Raw genomic sequence first — 22,352 nt, forward strand, 5'->3', positions numbered from 1 at the left:
TGAGTTGATAGAAAACTGCGGATCGTCACTTCTGGATAATGAAGTTTCGCGACCTTTTCCCGACTGACCGGGCTATTCCAAGCTCCTCCTAATAAGGCAAGAATATGGTCATTTATGTCTACAAATTTTTTGTTTTCAAAATATCCTTTGGGGTTGAATGTGGATGGCTCCAGTAGGTCATCTCCCATGTGAATACCTAGGTGATGCAAGACACCTGCTGTTGCACTAGAACCTGCGCGATGAAGACTTAAAACAAGAAATAATTTATTCTCTTCAACCAATTCGAATACCACCTTCAGAGGGTTTTTTCTTTATGTCTATTTCTACCGTCATGGTTGTTCCACTTTAATATACTGGTGCTGCATTAAATAATGAATAATTATGGCTGCACTTTCATCCGGTGCTTCGTTCTCTGTATCCAGGACGATATCAGGGTTTTCGGGTTCTTCGAAAGGATCGGAAATCCCGGTAAAACCGTGGATTTCTCCTTTCAATGCCTTTTTATACAGACCCTTTACGTCCCTGCGGATGCATTCTGCCAACGAACATTTTACAAACACTTCAATAAATGAACTGATCTCTTGACGACAATAATCTCTCATATGCCGGTACGGTGTTATAAAGGATGCCAACACAATGACATCGTTACGGGTAAGCAGTTTAGCGACAAATGCAACTCTTTCAATGTTTTTTTGTCGGTCTTCTTTTGAAAAACCTAAATCAGCGGTAAGTCTCTTGCGGACCTCATCGCCATCAAGTACTTCTACTCGAATTCCGTAGTTTATCAGTTCTGCCTCTACCAATCGGCAGATTGTCGTTTTTCCTGTGCCTGAGAGACCGGTAAACCAGACAGCAACACCTTTTTGCAAGTCAGATCACCTCCTACTAGGACCTGAAATAAATTTTGTTGACTTAATTGTTGGCATCCAGAGGTATGCATAAACAAAATATAATGAATAAATAGTGTTCATTCGTTTCGACTTAGACGAAGCGTTTTGGATTTATGACTTATTTTATTCAATAATAATCTAGAGTGTTTGTACGCTTGTCCGCGTGATAGAGAATAATCTATTAGTTTATAGAATTCCTGTAATTGAAAATTCGAGTCGCTGGATGTTCCCTTGATACCCCAATCATCTGGGTTGGACAACAATTTTACCGATTATTACTTGCGCAATGAAATATACAAGTCACAAAAGCAGCTGGGACACGCATCACTTGAAACGACGAGGTTGGAAATAAACGGTACCTCTCTGGTGACTGAAGCTACGGCGCAACATTTTGCGTTACATCAAAACTTACCTAGGTGGAGGCTTCCTGTAATTATGAAGTAATTTTATTTTCAACGGTGCTTTTCGTTTTTTATCCTCCCTTCAAGTAGCGCGCCCATGGGTTAGTGCATATATTACCTATGACATTTCAGGTGGGAGAAGGAGAGGACAATGGCGAAAAGCAGAAAAGGGAAGAGCCCGAAAGGGCGCAAGCCGCTTTTTTATGTCGATAATCCGAATACTTCCGAACTAAGTTGGCTTGAAGATACGAGCAAGAGGAAGAGCAGCATTACGACCTCGACAAAAAGAGCACCTGTAACGGAAGCTGCGGGAGCCGAGCAAGTCGCGACCATTTATGCAACGGCGACGGCGCCCGCGCTTGAGGAGGAGACCGGGCAACAAGCCGGGGATAGCAAGGCGGAAGGCCAGGACGAGGAACTGGAGGAGACGACCGGGCAGCTGGACGAATCATCCGTCGAAGGCGAAGAAACGGATGAGGCGATCGAAGAAATCACGCTCGAGGAGAAGCTGGAGAAGCTTGAAGAAAAGAAAGGTCCGGATAAGCCCGCGCCGATTATTTACACGGACGATATCACGGATCTGGCAATAACGACGGAGAAGCTCGCGCCGTCGTCGGTCGACGAGAGCAAGCTGGCGCCTGGCAGCGTCGTGCCCCGCGCGATCGCCGACTCCGCGGTCGAGCGGATTCATATCGCGGAGGGGGCGATCGATTCCACCAAAATCGCGCCCGAATCGATCACAGGCCAGCATCTGACGAAAAACTCGATCTCGGGCAGCAAAATTTTGGACCATTCGATCACCGGCGGAAAGCTTCAGGACGGCAGCATTACGTCCAATAAGCTGTCTAACCGTACGATCGACGCGACGAAAATCGCCGATGGTTCCATCGATACGAGACATTTGAAGCCGCTGCTAATTACGTCGGAGCTGCTCGATTTCGGATCGATTACATCCGAAAAGATAAAGAGCGGCGCGATTATGACGGAAAGCTTGGCGAACGAAGTCATCGACAATTCCAAGCTCGCCGAAGGAGCCGTAACCCATTCCAAAATTCGCGACGGCGCCGTTACGGGAGAAAAAATCGCCCCCGAAGCGATTGGTTCCAGCCACTTGATGCCGGGCATTCTCACCTCCGAGCATATTGCCGACGGCAGCATTCAAGGCAAGCATTTGGCTCCCGGTCAAATTACGGCCGATCTTCTGGCGGACGGCGCGGTGGAAACAAGGGCGCTAAGGAAGAGAGCCGTTCATTCGGAGCAGCTCGCGGAAGGCTCGGTCGGCTCCGGCCATCTGCAGGAGGGCTCGATTCAAAGCGCCCATATCAAATCGGGGCAAGTGTTAACCGACAAGCTCGGGGATCAGTCGGTGACCTCAGCCAAGCTGGCCGATCATTCGGTCACGACCATCAAGCTGGTCGATCATTCGATCACGCTGTCGAAGCTGTCGGATCAGAGCGTGAACGCCCAGAAGCTGACGAACGACTCGGTGCAAACCCAGCATCTCGGGCGCGGCAGCGTTACGTCCGATAAGATCGGCGAGGCGCAGGTGAAGCAGGAGCATCTGGCGGCCGATGCCGTCTCGGCGAAACAGATCGCGGCCGAAGCCGTCAAGCGCGAGCATTTGGCCGGCGGCATCGTCAACGAGGATAAGCTCGCGCCGCTCTCCGTTCGCGAAGAGCATATCGGCTATAATGCCGTGAATATGAGCCACTTGGCCGACGAGTCCGTATCGCGGTGCAAGCTGACGGAAGGAGCGGTGGACGGATCGATTCTGGCGGATGCCGCGGTAGCGTCCCGGCATTTGGAGGATGAGGCCGTTACGTTTCAGAAAATCGCGCCGGCTTCGATCCGCGAGTATCATTTTACGGCGGATTCGGTATCGGGCGAGGCCATTCAAAGCAAGTCGATCCAGGGCGGGCATTTGCAAAACCGGAGCATCAAAAAGCATCATCTGGCAAACGAAATCGTGGATACGGAGAAGCTTCAAGACGGAGCCGTAACGACCGGCAAATTGTCCCTGGGGGCCGTAACCGAGCGCATTATCGCGCCGGGGGTCATTTTCTCCCATCATCTCGCCGACCACGTCGTCAATTCGCTCAAGCTTTCGCCGGAATCGGTCACGACGGATAAGCTGGCCGATTTGAGCATCTCGACCGCCAAGCTGGCGGAAGGCAGCGTAACGTCCGACAAGCTTGCGCCGCAATCGGTTCAACCGGCCCATCTCGCGGATAAGTCCGTCAACTCGAAGCATGTGCAGGCCGACTCGATCGGGGCCGCCCATATTCAGAAGAAAGCGATCGCCGGCGATCATCTGGCGGACCAGTCCATCGAAGCGAAGGCGATCGCGGACGGCGCCGTTACGACGGCTAAGCTGGCCGGCGGCGCGGTGCAGTCGAAGCAAATTTCGAATGAAGCGGTGCAGAGCCGGCATTTGGCGAACGGATCCGTGCTAGGCATCCATGTGAGCGACAACAGCATTCACGGCATCCATCTGGTGAACGATTCGATTACGGGAGAGAAGCTGACGGAAGGCAGCATCGGGGAGGCGCATTTGCAGCGGGGCTCGGTTAACGCCGAAGCGATTCGAAGCGAAGCCGTCAGAGCCGAGCACCTGGCTCCCGGAGCGGTCGATTCCGGCCATCTCGCGGAGGCGTCGGTCGGTCCGATCCATCTGCAGCCGCAATCGGTGAACGCGGACCACCTGACCGCGGGCAGCGTCGGCGAGGCGTCGTTGATGGACGAATCGGTAACCCGGGCGAAGCTTGCGCTCGACTCGGTAGCGAGCGAGCATGTGCAGCTGGAGACGTTGTCCGGTAAGCATTTGAAGTCGGATACGATCCAAGGCTACCATATCCGCAAAGGAACGATTACGTCTTCGCATTTGGCCGGTGACGTGCTTACGTTCGAAAAAATCGCGGACAACAGCATTTTGGGCAGCAAAATCAAGCCGGGAACGATTGGTGCCGGACATCTGACCGTTCAGTCGGTAGGTCAGGACCAGCTCAAAGCCGGCAGCGTAACCGGCGAGAAACTGGTGCAGGACAGCGTGGGCACGAAGCATCTGGCAGATGGCAGCGTGACCGGGGAAAAGCTGGCGATCGGCAGCGTCGGGACCGCTCATTTGCAAGCGAAGAGCGTTACAGGGGAGAAGCTGGCGTCCGGTAGCGTCGGCGAGAAGCAGCTGGCGCCGGGCAGCGTGACGGAAGAGAAGCTTGCGCCAGGGAGCGTCGGAACGGAGCAACTCGCACCCGGGAGCGTGACGGGCGCAAAGCTTGCGCCAAGCAGCGTCGGAACGGAACAGCTGTCGAGAGGAAGCGTGACGGAAGAGAAGCTCGCATCCGGCAGCGTTGGAGCGGAGCAGCTGGCGTCCGGCAGCGTGACCGCGGAGAAGCTGGCATTCGGCAGCGTCGGCGAGGGACAGCTCGCATTCGGCAGCGTGAGCAGGGAGAAGCTGGCTTTCGGCAGCGTCGGCACGGCGCATCTGCAAGCCGGCAGCGTGAACGGCGAGAAGCTGGCGCCCGGCAGCGTCGGCGAAGAACAGCTGGCGGAAGGAAGCGTGACGGGGGCGAAGCTGGCGCCCGGCAGCGTCGGCGAAGAGCAGCTGGCGGCGGGAAGCGTAAGCGGGGAGAAGCTGGCGATCGGCAGCGTCGGCGAGGAGCATCTGCTAGCGGGCAGCGTGAGCGGCGATAAGCTGGCGCCCGGCAGCGTCGGCGAAGAGCAGCTGGCGTCGGGAAGCGTAAGCGGGGAGAAGCTGGCGACCGGCAGCATCGGCGAAGCGCATCTGCTCGCGGGAAGTGTAAGCAGGGTGAAGCTGGCACAAGGCAGCGTCGGCGAAGAGCAGCTGCTGGCCGGCAGCGTGACGGGCGAGAAGCTGGCGCCAGGCAGCGTCGGCGAGGAGCAGCTGAGCTCCTGCAGCGTAACGGTCGAGAAGCTGGCTCCCGGCAGCGTCGGCGCGCATCAGCTGGCGATGGGAAGCGTGACGGAAGAGAAGCTCGCTCCCGGCAGCGTCGGAACGGAGAAGCTGGCCGCCGCGAGCGTGACGCGCGAGCAGCTGGCGTTCGGCAGCGTCGGATCGGATCAGCTGGCACGGGGCAGCGTGACGGGCGAGAAGCTTGCGCTCGGCAGCGTTGGAGCGGAACAGCTTGCGAGGGGCAGCGTGACGGAGGAGAAGCTGGCGGCCGCAAGCGTCGGGGAAGAGCAGCTTGCCAAAGGCAGCGTAACGACGGAGAAGCTGGCTTACGGCAGCGTCGGCGAAGAGCAATTGGCCAAAGGGAGCGTGACGGGCGAGAAGCTTGCGCTCGGCACGGTCGGTTCGGAGCACCTGGCAGCCGGGTCCGTAACGGGCGCGAAGCTCGCGCTCGGCAGCATCGAGGCGGAACAGCTGGCCGCGGGAAGCGTTACGCGCGAGAAGCTGGCGTCCGGCAGCGTCGGTAAGGACCAATTGGCCATGGCGAGCGTGACGAGAGAGAAGCTGGCTTATGGCAGCATCGGCACGGACCAATTGGCGAAGGGAAGCGTGACCGGAGACAATCTCGCGCTCGGCAGCGTGGGCATGGGGCATTTGACGGCGGGGAGCGTGAGCGGCGAGAAGCTCGCACCCGGCAGCGTCGGCGCGGCTCACCTGGCAGCGGGCAGCGTGGGTACGGAAAAGCTGATCGCCGGCAGCGTCGGCAGGGAGCATCTGGCGGCGGGGAGCGTGGACGGCGAGAAGCTTGCGCCCGGCAGCGTCGGGACGGCGCATCTGACGGCGGAAAGCGTGAACGGCGAGATTCTCGCTCCCGGCAGCGTCGGCGCGAAGCAGCTGGCAGCCGGCAGCGTAACGAAGGAAAAGCTGACGACCGGCAGCATAGGCGCGGAGCATCTGGCGGCGGGAAGCGTGACGGAAGAGAAGCTCGCGTTCGGCATCGTCGGCACGGAGCATCTGTCCATGGCAAGCGTGACGCGGGAGAAGCTGGCCTATGGCAGCGTCGGCTCGGATCAGTTGGCCCGAGGCGGCGTGACGGAGGAGAAGCTGGCGTCCGGCAGCGTAGGGACGGAACAGCTGCAGCCCGGCATCGTCGGAACGGAGCATCTGACAGCGGGCAGCGTGACCGGGGAGAAGCTCGCAGCCGGCAGCGTGGGAGCTGAGCATCTGGATATGGCCAGCGTGACGCGGGAGAAGCTGGCTTACGGCAGCGTCGGTCCAGATCAGCTGGCAAACGGCAGCGTAAGCGGCGAGAAGCTCGCCATCGGCAGCGTGGGACCTGAGCAGCTGCAGAACGGCAGCGTAAGCGGTGAGAAGCTCGCCATCGGCAGCGTGGGACCTGAGCAGCTGCAGAACGGCAGCGTAATCGGAGAGAAGCTCGCAGCCGGCAGCGTGGGAGCTGAGCAACTGCAGGACGGCAGCGTAAGCGGGGAGAAGCTCGCAGCCGGCAGCGTGGGAGCTGAGCAACTGCAGAACGGCAGCGTAAGCGGCGAGAAGCTCGCAGCCGGCAGCGTGGGAGCAGAACAGCTGCAGAACGGCAGCGTAAGCGGCGAGAAGCTCACCATCGGCAGCGTGGGCACGGAGCATCTGGCAGTAGGGAGCGTGACAGGCGAGCAGCTCGCAGACGGCTCCATTACGGCCGAGAAGCTTGCGCCTGGTTTGCTTCAAACGGAGTTGTTCGCGCATGCCGGGCAAGCGGCGGAACCGCTCGCGGACGGCTCCGTAACGGGGCAGCATATCCGGAAAAATTCGATCGATCTTACCGCCCTGCAATTTGCGCCGGTTACAACCAACTCGGCTAGAGGCGCCGTCTTGCAGCAATTCGGCTTGCTGCCCTACGGCTTCGGCGCGCAGGATGAGCAGCTGCTGCTTACGCTGACCTTCGAGGAGCCGTACGCGGACAGCGATTACGTCTTGACCGTTACTGTCGATCACCCCGCTTGTTATGCGGTTATTGATTCGAAAGCCGAGCATCAGGCAACGATCCTCGTGATCCGTACGAGAATCAGCCAGGAGCCGAAAGGAAGGCTGAACTGGATTGCCGTCGGCAAAGGCTTGTAAAACGAAAATCGAGGATTCGAACGCGGAACTCCGGCCGCGTCCGAATCCTCTTTTCGATGCCGTCCTTTTGCGGATTATTGATTCGATACCTGTACGATTGCCCGTTGCGTATGCCCGTTCCCCACATATGATGAGGTGAAAGCCTGCTCGATCATATGACGAAACGGAGAGATCAGCTTTATGAGACGAACAAAAAGAAAAAGCGGACGTCTCAACAGGGCAACGGGCTCGCTTGCACAAGCGAATAGACGGTTGGCGAGCTACGACCTGGGCGTCGGCGAAGGGTATAAACAGGGCTTGCAGGCGGGCTTTTCGTGCTTCGATTCTCATTTTGAAGGGACCAGCATCATTATTCCGAGCTTCAACGAGGTCGATGCCGTTAAGCGCTGCATTGAAGAAATTACGGAGCACACCGAGCTTCCTTACGAAATTATCGTGATCGATTACGGCTCGACGGACGGCATCGAACATTATTTGAACCGGCTGGACGGTCAAGTGCGGTATCGGCTGATGCCGCCGGAAACCGGCTACGCCGGCGCCGCGAACCGCGGTTTTATGATGGCCAAAGGGACGACGATCGCTCTGCTTGACAGCCGGGTCATACCGACCGATAACTGGCTTGGCCACATGCTGGCATGCCTGCAAAGCAGCGATAAGATCGGCTTGGTCGGGCCGGTATCGAACGGGCTTGGCGGCGCGCAGCGGAGGGAGCGTCCGGAGGCATCGATCGTAGAGGAGCATTTGCCGGAAGAGGAATACTGCGAAAACGACGCGGCGAAATGGACGATCGTCGAGCGGTTGTCCAGCACCTGCCTGCTGTTTCGGAGAGAACTTCTGGGCTTGGCAGGTTATTTCGACGAAGGCTGCCAGGCCGCTCCGTACGAGGTCGATGATTACGGACATCGGCTCAAGCTGCTGGGGCTTTCCCTCGTGTGCGCGGAAGATGCGTACGTGAACATCGCCGTCGAAGAATTTAACGCATATAGCGGAATGACGGACGAATCGTCCAAGGATACGAGAATTTATTACTCGAATAAGTGGAATGCGCTTAAACGGTTGCTTGCTTCGGAGCCGACCGCGCAAATCTCCGAGCTTGACATTGGCCGGCAGCGGGGACTAAGCGCCTATTATCCCCAGTCCATCGTCGTCGCCGGGTTGGGAGGCGCGGTTTATTGGATCGAGAACGACCGCAAAAGACCGGTGGAGGGCGAATGGAGAGGCCCCCTTGTCCGGTTGTCCCAACCGGACCTGAAGCGCTGGCCGGTCGGAGAGCCGATCCAAGCGGCCGACGTGCTCCGCAGAACAGGGAACGCCGAAGGCCTCCCGGACGAGTTGGACGGCATGTTCTACGAACAGCCGGACGGCAGCTGCTATTATATCGAGAAAGGAAGAAGAAGACCGTTCATTAACCGGTATGCGGCAGAGACATGGTGCCTGTCCGGCCGAACGCAACCGGAACCTTCGGAAGATTTTGACGCCTTCCCCTTAGGACTGCCGATCGTGGCGCCTACTCTAGTCCGACAAGCATTATAGGTCACTCATAGAACCACCATTATCGGCAGCGCATATGCTGTAAGAGCGGAAAAAGGAGGTTGCCATGCAAAAACCGGTGACGGATATGATGGAACATATGTCCCGCACGAATCAGCAACTTGCCCGCATATTGGACTCGGAACGCCATGTCGTTGTCCGGCTTTCCGAGGTGGTAAAGGCATTGCCGGATCATAACCCGGATTTCGGGGGCGCACCCGGCATTCTGGAAAGCACGCAGGCACTAACGCAAAGCATCGTTGCCTATTTGAACAGTCTTGCCAACCTGGAGGAAACGATTGCGGCACAGCTAACCTTCGTCGTCCGCGAGTTGAACGAGGGCGATGAATCCGAATAACGGGCATGGAAGGAGGTTGCGGTCATGTTGACCCGGGAACAATCGTATTTGCGCATGCTGAAATCGACGGTCAATATGCAGTGGAACATCGCATCTATCCTGGATGCGAAGGCGGCGGAGACGGAGAAAATGAAGAACTGGTATCTTAATCATATTCATGCCGAAGTTTTCGACAGCCACCAGAAGCAGCTGGGGCAGTCCTTGCAGCTGCACGAGCAGGTCATCGAAATGATCGACGGCATCACCAAGCTGAATATGGGCATCGTGTCCGTCATGAGAGCCGTGCTGAAGGAAAACGAAGACGAGGATGAGGTTGAGGTTTGATGCGAAGCAAGCTGCCGGAATACGAAGCGAAAGCCGCTCTATTGCTCTCTCTCGCGAAGAGTCAAGAGGCGCTGGCAAGAATATTGGACAGCATTGCCGAACTGTCCGAATGTTCGCCGGGCATGGCCTCCATGCTGAGGGACAACGTATGCGCCATGACGAGCCTGCAGGAAACGATCGCCGATGCGGTAACGGAGATGAAATGGCGCAGGCGACGCGTTAAGCGCGGGCTGCCCGGCAAGCCATGGCTGAAGCCCTCGGCTTCCATTAGGCGGAAAATATCGTTAACGGAACGATCGTATACGGCCAAGGGAGGCGCATAAGGACGAATGGGCAAACCGAATGAAGCGCAGAGCGCGGGCCTAGCCGCGGGGCCGCGTCCCAAAACGAGCCGGAAGCCCGGCAAAAAAACGATGATGCGGCGCAAGCCGGTGCGAAGGTATCGGCTGATGCAAGAGGAAATAGAACAGGCGCAGCTCGGGCATACCTATAATGAGGGATATAACGCCGGATTCGCCAAAGGGTTCGAAGACGGGCATCAGAAAGCCTACGAGCAGCAGCGCTAAAGCGGAACTGGTCGGAGCCTTATATCGCGGATGTTCCCACGGATCGGAATACGTTCGGATATAAGGCTTATTCGGCGTACTATAGAGACCAGCGAAGAATGACGCCCGCTTGGGTCAATCCGCCGCCGAAGCCGTAGAGCAGCATCAGCTGTCCGGGGCGGACGGAGCCTGCCTTGACGGCCTCGTCGATGGCGAGCGGAATGGATGCGGCGGACGTATTGCCGAAATGCTTGATGCTCGAAAGCGCACGATCGAGAGCGATGCCCGTTCTTTCGCACAGCGCCTCGATGATGCGCATGTTCGCGCTATGCGGAATAAACCAGTCCACTTCGGAAGGGGACAAGCCGCCGCGATCAAGGAGCGCGTTAATCCCTTCCGCTACCTCGCTGATCGCCCACCGGTAAACTTCCCGTCCGTTCTGGACGATATAACCGTTCGTGAGGATGCCGTGTTCCCCGATGGCAGGCGATAATGCGCAGCGGTACAGCAGGTGGCCGCGATCGCCGTCGGTCCTTGCATACGCGGCGAGCAGGTCGCCTTGGCCGTCCGCCGCCGTCTCCATCAGTACGGCGCCTGCTCCGTCGCCGAACAGGATACAGGTCGTCCGGTCGGTATAATCCGTAATTTTCGAAAGCGTCTCCGCGCCGATGACGAGCACTTTGCGATGCGCGCCGGATAGCAATAACCCGCTTGCAAGCTGGATGGCCGCCGTGAAGCCGGCACAGGCGGCCTGCATGTCCGCGGCTCCGCAGTCCTTCATGCCGTAATGGGCCTGCACCCTCGAGGCAACGCTCGGAAATACGGTATCGGGCGTAGAGGTCGCGACGATGATATAGTCGACATCCTCCACGGTAACGCCGTAACGACGGATCATGTCGTCGACGGCGGCAATGCTCAGATCGCTCGCGAACTGGTTATCCGCGGCGATTCGGCGCTCCTTGATGCCGGTCCGCTGCACGATCCATTCATCGCTCGTGTCGACCAGCTTCTCCAGATCGCCATTCGTTAATACCCGTTCCGGAACATACGAACCGATCGCGGTGACGACGGCGTTGGAACGGAAAGGAAAAGGTTTGGATACGCTCATGCTGCACACATCCTTCCACCAAATTAGTACCAAGTACTATTAGTTGATACTAATTTACTCGACCGGAGCGTTTTTGTCAATGCCGTTCATCGTGAATAGCGGCAGGCGTAATGGCGAACGCTAAGAATCGGGCATGAAGTCTGATCATACCGAAACGGAGGATGACGATATGCGCAAGCAAATGACGGCTTTGTCCGCCGGCATGCTGCTGACTGCCGCGATGCTGACCGGCTGTATGGAGAAGCAAGGCGATTTAGGGAACAAGAACATTCGTACAAACAGCGTAAGGACCGATGCCAACGGCAATCTGGTAAGGGACAAGCGGTTCGCGGTCGATCAAATGAACGAAATGAACCGCGTGGGCGGACGTCGGCTCAACAGCAACAACCTCGTCGGGTCTCATAAAAATTACCGAATGGAAATGAGCGAGAAAATCGCGGATGGCGTAGCACGGCTTGAGGCGGTCAAATCGTCGTATGTATTGCTCACCGATCATAACGCGTACGTAGCCGTGTCGCTGCATGAAGGGGAGCCTGCGGGCGATCCGAAAACGATGAGCCGCACGAATTCCGGCTACATGGGCAAGGAAGGCGCGCGTATGAGCAGAAAAATGAGCGCCTTGGCGACAGGTCAGCACATGCTGACGGATCAATTGAAGGACGAGATCGCGCGCGAAGTGAAACGGTTAAAGCCGGACCTCGAGCAGGTCTACGTATCGGCGAATCCCGATTTTGTCGGCCGGTTGAATGCCTACATGAACGACGTGAAGCTCGGACATCCGATCCAAAGCTTTATCGCCGAATTCAACGCGATGGCCGAGCGGATATTTTCCGCCCCGTCCGGCGAAAGCGGCAAGCCGGTCAAGAGCGCCGGCATGAATAAGAAAAGAATCCTATACGATTGAAAATAAACCCAAAATGCACCTATATGGCATAGGTGCATTTTTCAACTTGCAATATACAACAATTTCAGGAAATGTATGGGGTGAAATGATTCGTATAACGGACCAGTTTACAGTACTTCATATACCTTTTGGTGCTCTTTTTTTGCGTATGCGACTGTACGTTTTTTCTTCTGACGCAGACATAATTTTTTTTGGAAACGGAATAAATGCGATATCCCTTTTTTCTGCATCTTCGCGTCCATTCCGAATCGGTGCCCACCAATCTATTTTCAGGAAACTTCACTTTTCTCCACACCGATTTTTTGAAAAGCAACGTTCCTCCCTTAACGGATCTTTGATAGCCTAACTCGCTTCCGGCGCGGAACACCATAAGCGCTTTTGTTTCTTCAAAATAAAGGTAGGAGGTCGTTTTGCCGATAATGCTGGCTTTGCCTGCCTTTAAAGCATTAACGGACTCGCTTAAATATTGGGCTCCGTAATAATCGTCGTCATCGAATTTGGTGACGATGCCTTCCTTGGCTTTGGCGATCGCGAAGTTTAAACATTTGCCCAGCGTATAATGCTGCGGCAATTTATAAACCCTGACTTGATTATTGGGATAACGTCTGGCCCGTCTTCTCCAAAGCTTTAAGTTCATATCGTTTTTATTCAATACAATGATCATTTCTTTTGGCTTCACGGTTTGCCGATTATAGTTGGCAAACACATTGTTCATATAGGCGGATCTCATGGTGCATGCGACAATGGTGACCACTTACTATCAGCCCCTCGCGTTTTAATTTCATTTCCGGTTGCTCCAAACGGCATTTTTTATAATCCTATACTTCTTTTCATTGATTATTTTTTTGTACAGCCTCAAATACTTGCTCGTCATCGAACGGTCGGAGAAATGCTTCTTCACATATTGCCTGCACGCAGCCGCAGAGGGAAATCGATCTCGCGACTTGACCTTCGCTATCATTTCGTTCGTATTGCGGCAAAGCAGCTGCGGCATTCCTCTTAATACTTCCGGCACCGCGCCGCCGCTCTTGAATCCGAGTACGGGCGTGCCGCTCGCGAGCGCTTCAATGAGGACGAGACCGAACGGCTCATCCCAAGTCGATGTAAATAGCACGCAGCTTGCGCGTGATAACAGATCCAGCTTCTTCCTGCCGCCAACGGGTCCCACGTAGCGAATGCGTTTGTTTAGATGAGGCTTGATTCTCGATTCATAATAGCGTTTATCATTGATCGGGCCGGCAAGGATGAGCATCTTCCCCGTTTTCTTTGCGACCTCGATAGCGTGATGAACGCCTTTTTCCTCGATTAACCGGCCTAGAAACAGTAAATAATCGTATTTCTTTATTCGAAAATGGTAATCCTCGACCCGGATTCCGTTATGCACGAAATAGCCTTTATTTTTGCCGTATTTTCTCAGAATCGTCCGACTTACGTATACGGGGATTTGAACCCGGTTTACCCCTTTGGAATGGGAGCTTCGGATCGTTGGGACGGGCGGGTTGGTTCTGGCTACGATGCCGTAATGGTCATGGATGAAATCAACGTCGCGCGGCAAATTTTTTTTAATGAAAGCAAGCTGCTTCTTGGGATTATTGGACGGATATTCGAAGGTCTTGCTGGAACGGGTCTTGGAACCTCTCTTGGCGAACAAGATGACCTTATGCCCTCGCCTTACAAGCTCCTCGGTCAAGTAATGGACTTCCCGCTGCGTGCCGCCGTAATCTTTGGGAGGAACCGGTATGGTATTGTTCGAAATTTGAGCTATCTTCAAGATTTGCACAGCTCCTTCAGGTTCGTATCTTCCGTGCATCATGTCGTAGAATATGAAATTGGTTCGGTTCCCGTCACGGCGTTTTCCTTACATCTATGCACGGAATGGAAAGCTTTCCAGGACATCGCATGGGCCGAAATGAAACGAATCATATCATGAAGGATCCGAACTTGTACTCGCCATATTTTCTAGCATGGTCCAAACATATCATTTTTCTTTTCATATACTATCTCGACTAATCCATTTTGCTGGAAAGTAGGCGAGAAATACGTATATGAGCGATCTTCATCCTCACGCGCAAAAAAATGAGCGGACTATCGCTATTGTCGGGCTTGGGTATGTCGGCCTTCCTTTAGCTTTGTTATTTGTTCAAAAAGGATTTCAAGTGATCGGAATCGATTTGGTTAGTCATAAAATTGATAGGCTTAACTCGGGAATAAGCTATATCGACCAAATTCAAGACCGCGACATACAAGCCGCGCTCGATTCCAAACGCTTTGTTCCGTCCGTCCATTACAGCGAGCTGCAAAAGGCCGAGGCGGTTATCATATGCGTTCCGACGCCGTTAACCGCTCATGGGACGCCCGATTTGAGCTACTTGACGCAAGCAGCCAAGGAAATCAGCAGGTATCTGCACAAGCGGCAGCTCGTTATACTGGAGAGCTCGACATATCCCGGCACGACGCGTGAAATTCTGCTCCCCCAATTAAATCAAGCCGGCTTAACGGTAGGTGCAGATTTTCACGTAGCCTATTCGCCTGAACGGGTAGATCCCGGCAATCAGGAGTATGCCGTAGAAAGCATTCCGAAAGTGATCAGCGGCGTAACCCCGGGCTGCCTGGATCGGGTGAAGGAGTTGTACGGCCAGGTATTTACACATGTATATCCCGTTTCTTCCACGGACGCGGCCGAGATGACGAAGATATTGGAAAATGCTTACCGATTGGTCAATATTTCGTTTATCAATGAAATGGCCGTCATCTGCGACGCATTAAACCTGAATGCGTGGGAGATCATCGAGGCGGCCAAAACAAAGCCGTTCGGTTTCAAAGCGTTCTATCCGGGCCCGGGAGTCGGAGGCCATTGCATTCCCGTAGATCCTTCCTATTTAGTATGGAAAATCAATCAGTACGGCATCGATTCCGAATTCATTCAGCTCTCGAATGCGGTCAATCATAGGATGCCGTTGTATATTATTCAGCATCTCAAACGGCAGCTGGCTCCGAAAACATTGAAGGGCGCGGCCATTTTGGTATATGGGGCTGCTTATAAGGCGGATATAGCGGATTACCGGGAGTCGGCTTCCGTTGAATTGATCCATTTGCTTCAGCTCGAGGGAGCAGAGGTGTCGTATCATGATCCATATATACCGTCGCTGGAGGTAGACGGTCATAAAATGGCGAGTACGCCAATTACCGAGGCGATCTTAAAGAAATCGGACTGCGTCGTAATCGCGACCGATCATGCGAGCCTGCCGCTGTCGCTTCTGGCGGAGCATGCCCCGCTTATCTACGACACGCGGAACGTGACTAGCGGGTTAACCGGGAAAGCGAAGATCGTTAGGCTTGGAGGGGGCGATCAGCCACATGGTAAACAAAAATAAAATAAGCGGCTGCCTAGCCGGAATAAAGGAGTTAGACTGAAACCTTAACTGTGTTACAGTCTATTTTTATTTATCTCAAAAGGTGTGATGAGCGCTGATAGTAACAGACGCCGTGACGGTCACATGGAACAATCATAATATAGGATAGGGTTAAATGCAGAGAATCACCAATCATCCTACCATTACAGACATACGGGAAGGAAAAAGATTATGAAATCCAAAGATCATAAGGTCCGTCCTAAGCTGCTAATGCGAACAAAAAAAAAAAAAAATAGGGGAAGTAATCTGGCAGGAGCAGGATGGAGAAAACTGTTGCTCAAGAGGGAAAGGAGTCGATTGGAGGGCTATAACGTCGGGTGGAGATATGGTTACCGAGATGGGCGTTGGGCCGCAATTAAAGAAGGGATCTGTAAACCTAAAATAGCATACGTTATTCCGGGATGCTCCATCTCCGGCGGGCTTGCGGTTATTCTCCAGCATGCCAACCGTTTGAAGCAGCGCGGATATGATGTCATTTTAATCTCAATGAATGAGAGTACTCAGGTTAACTGGTATCCCATTCAAGTTCCCATCGTTAAGAAGTCCGAAGCTCCGTCGGATCGAGACGTTGTTGTTGCAACGTTCTGGGCCACTTTGAATACAGCAAGAAAAATTGAAGCCAAGAAACGAATCTATTTTATTCAGTCTGATGAATCGAGATTTTATTCACCTACTTCGTTGAAATCTAAGCTTGCCTATAATACGTACAAGACAAAAGATTTTACTTTTATGACGATGGCAGGCTGGTTAAAGAAGTGGCTGTTGCAACGATTCAAAAAACATGCCGTCTATATTCCGAATGGGCTGGATTCCGAACTCATGCATGAGACTATACCGATTGAGCCGAAAGGCGATCGAATCAGAGTTTTGCTTGAGGGACCGATTGCGGTGAAATACAAAGGAATGAGCGATGCATTTGCAGCCGTAAAGGAACTGGATTGCGAGGTATGGTGCGTTAGCTCCGCTGGCCGCCCCGATCCTTCTTGGCGCTGTGATAGATTCTATGAAGGCGTATCCTATGAAACCATGAAGCACATTTACTCCAGTTGTCATATACTGCTCAAAATGAGCAGGGTGGAAAGTTTTCTTTATCCGCCTCTTGAAATGATGGCCTGTGGAGGCGTTTCGGTCGTTGCGGAAGTAACAGGCACGGATGAATATTTAATCAACAATTATAATAGCTTGGTTATTCCGAATGATGTTAGGGCTGCGTCTGATGCGGTTCAAAGACTAATAGCAGATCAAGCTTTGCGTGAACGGCTAATAGCTGGTGGACATGAAACTGTTATGAAATGGGGCTGGGATCGGAGCATAGATATGTTGGAGCACGCGCTGACTGGTCACTTATAAAGATGGAATTAAGGACGAGGTGAGATTATCCTGCAGCGAACAGTTAAAAAACCAAGTTTGAAATCAAAGCTGCGGAAACAAGCCAAAAGCATTTCCGTGAGAAGGCAAAGAAGTGCGGTTCCGAATGGATGGAAAAAGGGGCATGAAATTGGCTGGAAGCACGGCTATCATGTCGGAACTTGCGAATCGATAAAGCAAAGACTTCCAGATCCTGCAAGCGAAATACGTTCCATACGAGTATTATATGTGCGCGCCGGATTAAGTGGCCCCTTTCCAGAAATGGATCAAGCTATCATAGAGGTTCTAAGAGGTATGGTAAGCGAGTTGATAATCGCTTCACCTACCGATAATCTTGTCGAGCTTGCTGGTTGGAAATGGCCTGATTTAGTGTTGACAATGCATGGAATTCGAGTGCCGGCAAGTCAGATTCAAGGCATTCGTGCGATCGGCATCAAAACAGCTATTTGGTTAGTAGATGAACCCTATGTGACCGATGTAACTACCGTTCTTGCCCCACAGTATGAGTATTTATTTACTCATGAGCTAGCAACCATCCCAATTTATGAGCAATTAGGCTGTCAAGTACACTATTTACCGTTAGCTGTGAATCCGAAGCTTTACAAGCCTAAATACGTTCCCCCGCAGTACCAAAGCGATATTTGTTTTATTGGAAATGCATTTCATAACAGAGTTAATCTTATAGACCGCATTCATTCCGTCTTGGAAACCCGTGATACAAGAATTGTCGGATTGTTCTGGAAAAGACTTCGTCACTATAGAAAGCTTAGAAAAGGTATTCAAATCGCATGGATCAGCTCAGAAAAAGCCTCTAATTACTATAACGGAGCCAAAATTGTAATTAATATACATCGAGCTTATGATGACAAGGCGCATAACAAGAATAGCCTAAATATCCCAGGTCTATCTATTAATCCTCGGACTTATGAGATTTTGGCGAGCGGTGCATTCCAGCTTACGGATATCCGTCAAGATTTAACTGATTTTTATGTACCTGGCGTAGATCTCGAAACCTATTCCTCTCCAAAGGAATTAGTTGATAAAATCATCTATTACTTACATGACGAACAAAAAAGGATGCAAATAGCTCGGAATGGTTTCATGAAAACAATAGAGAAACATACCTATCAAAATCGGCTTAGCCAGCTGTTGCAAATCATTTTTCCCTTAATGAATTCGGGAACTTAAAGGGAGGTGAAACGGTATGCGCTGGCGATCACTTCGAAAATTTCCCAGAAAAAATTATAAAAATTACCTGAAAGGCTATGCTGCCGGTTACAGAGCTGGCAGGTTGATAGGAACTGCCAGCTATCATCAATTATTTAACGGAACAAGCATTATCATTCCAACTTATAATCAATTCAGATATTTGAAGGATTGCATAGAGAGCATTCGAAGACATACCCCACAGTCTTATGAACTAATTATTATCGACAACGGATCGACGGACGCAACTCCTGCCTATTTGAAATCTCAGGCAGGACGTCTGCGGTATAAGCTGTTTCAAGAAAACTTGGGCTTTGCTGGAGGCGTCAATCAAGGACTGATGATGGCGAAAGGGACGTCGATCGTCATTCTTAATAACGATACGATAGTAACGACAAATTGGTTATCCAATCTTCTAATGTGTCTAAAGAGCGATCCAACTATCGGGCTAGTTGGTCCGGTTACGAATAATTTGTCCAATGATCAAAAAATTCGGGTCAGTTATAAAAACAAAAGTGAAATGCAACGGTTTGCCCGGAAATACAACCGTACCGATCCTTGGCGTTGGAGAAGAACGAAGGTCATTATGGGTTATTGCTTGCTTCTTAGCAGGGAGGTATTCGAGAGAGTCGGTTATTTGGATGAAAGGTTCTTGAAAGGCACATGCGAGGATGTGGACTATTACCTCCGCATTCGATTATTAGGACTTGATTTGGTCATCGCGGAGGATACGTTTATCCATCATTACGGCAGCGTGACGATGCGGTCGTTTCAAGATGCTGCCATACTTAATAATTCCTTCTTTCGCGAGAAATGGGGGGAGTTGGAGCAAATCGCTAGACTTGAAGCGGTTATGGATTCTCCTAGGACTCAAATAAATCGAAAAAGTACTGATTTTTATCCAAGTCACATCGTTGTAAAGGGAACCGAAACCAACCTTTATTGGGTAGAAAATGGCGAGAGATATATCGTACAGGGGGCGGATGGATTTACTTGTGACGCTGTAAAGTTGCCGCAGCTTGAATTATGGAATTGGCCGATCGGAGGGGTGATATCTGTTGAAGCCTTGCGGTTGAAAGTTTCGGAACTATCCTCTCCATCATCTATAAAAACAGAGGGATGTCTTGTTCAAACGCAAGGAGGCGAGATCTATCAGATTAAGCATGGCTCACTCCATCGCATAACGACGCAGCATGCATTCAGATCATGGGGATTTGAGTGCCGTTACATGCATCAAATAACACAGGTTGATAAGAATCAATTTTTGGAGGGATTTCCGATTATCGCTCCTCCAATTATTAAGGCCGACAATATTTAATAACTCGAAGCGGAGGTTAGAAATATGGTGAATACAAGAAAGAAGATCATGGCCATAAAAAAAGGCAGTGGTAAAAAGACTTTAAAAGCTGTCCGCCGGTTAAAAAACCGGCGGATCAAGAACAACATGACAAAAGGGAAAAAGCGTAGCGCCATACTGAAAAAACGTCTAGGAGGCGCATCTGCTCTTAAAAGAAAGGGCGGACCGTTTCGTTTAGGATATGAACAAGGATACAGAGAAGGACATGCCAAAGGCTTCGAGGATGCTCATCAAGAGGCGTACATGACGAATACAGGTACGGAAAATCCCGCAGCAGTAGTGTGAGAAGGAAGCATAGCATACACTTGGCAAGGTGTAGTATTATGCCTATTTTAAGGTGACAAGTTATCTGTCTATTTCAATCATCTGATTAAAGCATATGATATAAAGATAGCCTCGATATTGTGTTGAATGATGGAAAGGAGTTGACTCATGAAAGGAGTCATATTGGCAGGTGGGACGGGAACACGATTACGGCCTCTAACCAACCTGATGAATAAGCATCTTCTTCCAGTAGGAAGGTTTCCCATGATACATTACGGAATCAAAAAAATGGCCGATGCGGGGATTAAAAATATACTTTTAGTAATTGGTAAACAATCAGCTGGACTGTATTTGGATTATTTGGGGAGCGGCAAAGAGTTTGGCGTTCGGTTAACTTACAAGCTTCAAGATCAAGCAGGTGGAATTGCTGAGGCATTGTCTCTTGCTTCAGAATTCATTTCAACTGGGGAGAAATTTGTGGTTTTACTCGGAGATAATTTATTTAACGATAGTTTATTGCCCTACGTAAAAGAGTTTCATGAGCAGCCGCAAGGAGCCAAAGTGTTATTGAAACAGGTACCGGATCCACGCAGATACGGAGTTCCTATTATTAAAGGGACGCGAATTACTACCATAATAGAGAAGCCGCAAGATCCGCCAACAAGCTACTGCGTTACAGGTATTTATATGTATGACAGTCAAGTATTTGAATTAGTGGATAAGATTCATCCGTCCTCCAGAGGAGAGCTAGAAATTACAGATGTCAATAATCTATTTGCAGCCATGGGTACACTGACTTATAACGTGTTGAGTGGATGGTGGATGGATGCAGGAACGCTTGAATCACTCCATGAGGCAGGGTCTAAGCTGCTGCATGGAGAATGATGCGAGGATATGCAACGAATGCTGATCGTTGACTAAATAGGAAATGAAAAGAAGCGTAGCCTTATATCAAATTGCGTTTCTATTGGTATCGGAAACGATTGGGTATAGGGCTTTAAGTTTTTGATTTTATAATTATTATTAAATGGAGGGAACAAATTGGCAATTCTGCAACAGAAGAGACGTTCAGCTGCTACAAATAAGGGAATGACTAGGTTTAATAAAAAGTCGGGGGTCGTGCGAAAAACTATGAGAAGCAGACCTGCTACTGAACGGCTAAAAAGACGATTAAAAAAAGGGAAAACGCCGGAAAGAAAGCATTTAACGAGAAGAATGAGAGCTAGAAAAAGAAGTGTTAAGAGGCGCATTGTTGGAAGGCAAACATTGGCTCCTCAAGTTACAACGCATCACATTGATCCAATGGTGTCTGAAGGAATAACGTTCTCAACGTTGCTAGATTTCACAAGTATGGATCTTCATAACAGCCGAGTCGCAACCTCCAACGTTAGTGGAGGACCATACGAAACAGCCATCTGGTTTATTCCACAGATAGCAAATGTTTATTATGGAGGATTCCACACTATATTCCGATATGCAGAGTATTTACATCGTACACGAGGCATACGAAGCAATTTTGCGGTTACCATGTCTGGTAACGCTGAACAGTATCGCTCCCAGATTGCGCAGGCTTTTCCACTTCTTTCTGATTGTGCTTTGATCGCAGTCCCTGATATCAATAATTTGTCTGCCATACCACCCCATGACATCGGATTTTGTACGTTATGGATAACTGCTTATCCACTTTTGAAATTTAACGGCGTACGGAAAAAAATCTATTTTATGCAAGACTACGAGCCATACTTTTATCCTGCTGGCTCGGTATCCTCTCAAGCGCAAGCAACCTATCGCTTCGGCTTTACTGCTATTTGCAATACAGTATCGCTCAAGAACAGCTATGAAGCACATGGCGGAACAGCCGTTCACTTTACTCCAGCCTTGAATACGAAAGTGTTTCATCCTCACTCACGTCCTAAGCATAAAGACAAATTACGATTGTTTTTTTATGGGCGGCCAAATGCATATAGAAATTGTTTCGAGCTCGGAACGGCGGCAATTCGATTAATAAAGAACGTATTAGGCGATCGCGTGGAAATCATTAGTGCGGGCTCCACCTGGGATCATTCTGCTTATGGGATAGATGGACTTGTTACACATTATGGATTTATGCCTTATGAACAAACAGGTGAATTATATCGTTCTTGTGATGCAGGGCTGGTTCTTATGGCAACACGCCATCCTTCGTACCCACCTTTGGAGCTGGCGGCATGCGGTGCGCTTGTCATTACGAATGTAAACGAATGGAACAATTGGATTTGGAAGGATGGAGTGAATTGCCTTCTTACGGAAATGAGTGCAAGCAGCATTGCTGAAAAAGTGATTCAAGGCTTAACTGATATAAAGCTAAGGCATCGTATTACGACGCAATCTATTCATGATATGACAAACAATCATTCAAATTGGGACAGTGAGCTGAAACGGGTGACTGAAGCTGTGTTTTGACATTATGCAGGAGATTTTGGGAGTGAAAGTGCCCTGCTTAACCATCTCAAAAATTTTTATTTATGTCCGTATAACATACAACAACGGAAGTGCACAATCAGTTGTCTCATGTGTACAGGCCAGAACATGAATTAGTCACCTATGAAAGTCCTGAACAATCATTGAATTGGCGGATCTGTCAGGTTTAGATCATAAATAAAAAGATACAAAATCATTT

Annotated in this window: 18 protein-coding genes and 1 pseudogene; 14 read left to right on the forward strand and 5 right to left on the reverse strand. The window is 51.1% G+C overall.

Features of this window, described 5'->3' with window-relative positions; all coding sequences use genetic code 11:
• Window positions 1–281: pseudogene (locus tag IDH41_RS23255) on the reverse strand (sulfotransferase family protein); the annotation flags it as partial.
• A 48-nt stretch (window positions 282–329) separates the two neighbouring features.
• Window positions 330–869, reverse strand: a complete 540-nt coding sequence (cysC, locus tag IDH41_RS23260; protein WP_190865372.1) for an adenylyl-sulfate kinase — start codon at window positions 867–869, stop codon at window positions 330–332.
• Between the two features lie 573 nt (window positions 870–1,442).
• Between cysC and IDH41_RS23265 the strand changes: the two genes are divergently transcribed.
• The 6 genes from IDH41_RS23265 (at window position 1,443) to IDH41_RS23290 (ending at window position 10,094) form a co-directional block, all read left to right on the forward strand.
• Window positions 1,443–7,316 (forward strand): WIAG-tail domain, encoded by a 5,874-nt coding sequence (locus IDH41_RS23265; protein WP_190865374.1) that lies wholly within the window; start codon window positions 1,443–1,445, stop codon window positions 7,314–7,316.
• 180 nt (window positions 7,317–7,496) lie between these two features.
• Window positions 7,497–8,849: a glycosyltransferase family 2 protein gene (locus tag IDH41_RS23270; RefSeq protein WP_190865376.1), complete on the forward strand. Its 1,353-nt coding sequence runs from the start codon at window positions 7,497–7,499 to the stop codon at window positions 8,847–8,849.
• Window positions 8,850–8,913: 64 nt separating this feature from the next.
• Window positions 8,914–9,204 carry a nucleoside-diphosphate sugar epimerase gene (locus IDH41_RS23275; RefSeq protein ID WP_190865378.1) on the forward strand — a complete coding sequence of 97 codons (291 nt, stop codon included), beginning with the start codon at window positions 8,914–8,916 and terminating at the stop codon, window positions 9,202–9,204.
• A gap of 24 nt (window positions 9,205–9,228) precedes the next feature.
• On the forward strand, window positions 9,229–9,528 hold the full coding sequence (locus IDH41_RS23280) for a restriction endonuclease subunit S (protein WP_223829993.1): 300 nt from the start codon (window positions 9,229–9,231) through the stop codon (window positions 9,526–9,528).
• Entirely contained in the window at window positions 9,525–9,851 is a 327-nt protein-coding gene (locus tag IDH41_RS23285) for a hypothetical protein (RefSeq protein ID WP_190865380.1), read from the forward strand. The genes IDH41_RS23280 and IDH41_RS23285 overlap by 4 nt, the downstream gene beginning before the upstream one ends.
• A 6-nt stretch (window positions 9,852–9,857) precedes the next feature.
• A complete protein-coding gene (locus IDH41_RS23290) occupies window positions 9,858–10,094 on the forward strand; it encodes a hypothetical protein (RefSeq protein WP_190865382.1) in 237 nt (78 codons plus the stop codon).
• Between the two features lie 79 nt (window positions 10,095–10,173).
• Here IDH41_RS23290 and IDH41_RS23295 read toward each other — a convergent pair whose 3' ends face one another.
• Window positions 10,174–11,181, reverse strand: coding sequence for a ketoacyl-ACP synthase III (locus IDH41_RS23295; RefSeq protein ID WP_190865384.1), 1,008 nt, complete (start codon window positions 11,179–11,181; stop codon window positions 10,174–10,176).
• 169 nt (window positions 11,182–11,350) lie between these two features.
• On the opposite strand from IDH41_RS23295, the gene IDH41_RS23300 reads away from it, so the two are divergent.
• Complete coding sequence (locus IDH41_RS23300; RefSeq protein WP_190865386.1) at window positions 11,351–12,085, forward strand: YhcN/YlaJ family sporulation lipoprotein; 735 nt, start codon at window positions 11,351–11,353, stop codon at window positions 12,083–12,085.
• A gap of 64 nt (window positions 12,086–12,149) precedes the next feature.
• On the opposite strand, the gene IDH41_RS23305 is transcribed toward IDH41_RS23300, so the two are convergent.
• Together IDH41_RS23305 and IDH41_RS23310 are read right to left on the reverse strand one after the other, a co-directional pair.
• Window positions 12,150–12,839 carry a glycosyltransferase gene (locus tag IDH41_RS23305; protein WP_190865388.1) on the reverse strand — a complete coding sequence of 230 codons (690 nt, stop codon included), beginning with the start codon at window positions 12,837–12,839 and terminating at the stop codon, window positions 12,150–12,152.
• A gap of 27 nt (window positions 12,840–12,866) precedes the next feature.
• Window positions 12,867–13,856, reverse strand: coding sequence for a glycosyltransferase family 4 protein (locus tag IDH41_RS23310; protein ID WP_190865390.1), 990 nt, complete (start codon window positions 13,854–13,856; stop codon window positions 12,867–12,869).
• 274 nt (window positions 13,857–14,130) lie between these two features.
• Here IDH41_RS23310 and IDH41_RS23315 point away from each other — a divergent pair, with 274 nt between their 5' ends.
• The 7 genes from IDH41_RS23315 (at window position 14,131) to IDH41_RS23345 (ending at window position 22,135) form a co-directional block, all read left to right on the forward strand.
• Window positions 14,131–15,459: a nucleotide sugar dehydrogenase gene (locus IDH41_RS23315; RefSeq protein WP_190865392.1), complete on the forward strand. Its 1,329-nt coding sequence runs from the start codon at window positions 14,131–14,133 to the stop codon at window positions 15,457–15,459.
• A 210-nt stretch (window positions 15,460–15,669) separates the two neighbouring features.
• Complete coding sequence (locus IDH41_RS23320; RefSeq protein WP_190865394.1) at window positions 15,670–16,848, forward strand: glycosyltransferase family 4 protein; 1,179 nt, start codon at window positions 15,670–15,672, stop codon at window positions 16,846–16,848.
• Between the two features lie 96 nt (window positions 16,849–16,944).
• A complete protein-coding gene (locus IDH41_RS23325; RefSeq protein WP_190865395.1) occupies window positions 16,945–18,054 on the forward strand; it encodes a CgeB family protein in 1,110 nt (369 codons plus the stop codon).
• A 16-nt stretch (window positions 18,055–18,070) separates the two neighbouring features.
• The gene (locus IDH41_RS23330; protein WP_190865397.1) at window positions 18,071–19,390 is read left to right on the forward strand and encodes a glycosyltransferase family 2 protein; all 1,320 of its coding nucleotides are present in this window, start codon (window positions 18,071–18,073) and stop codon (window positions 19,388–19,390) included.
• A gap of 24 nt (window positions 19,391–19,414) precedes the next feature.
• On the forward strand, window positions 19,415–19,714 hold the full coding sequence (locus IDH41_RS23335) for a hypothetical protein (RefSeq protein WP_190865399.1): 300 nt from the start codon (window positions 19,415–19,417) through the stop codon (window positions 19,712–19,714).
• A 147-nt stretch (window positions 19,715–19,861) separates the two neighbouring features.
• Window positions 19,862–20,578 (forward strand): sugar phosphate nucleotidyltransferase, encoded by a 717-nt coding sequence (locus IDH41_RS23340; RefSeq protein WP_190865401.1) that lies wholly within the window; start codon window positions 19,862–19,864, stop codon window positions 20,576–20,578.
• A gap of 156 nt (window positions 20,579–20,734) precedes the next feature.
• Window positions 20,735–22,135, forward strand: a complete 1,401-nt coding sequence (locus tag IDH41_RS23345) for a rhamnosyltransferase WsaF family glycosyltransferase (protein ID WP_190865404.1) — start codon at window positions 20,735–20,737, stop codon at window positions 22,133–22,135.
• Window positions 22,136–22,352: the final 217 nt, after the last annotated feature.

This window comes from Paenibacillus arenilitoris (genome assembly GCF_014705655.1).
GTDB lineage: Bacteria > Bacillota > Bacilli > Paenibacillales > Paenibacillaceae > Pristimantibacillus > Pristimantibacillus arenilitoris.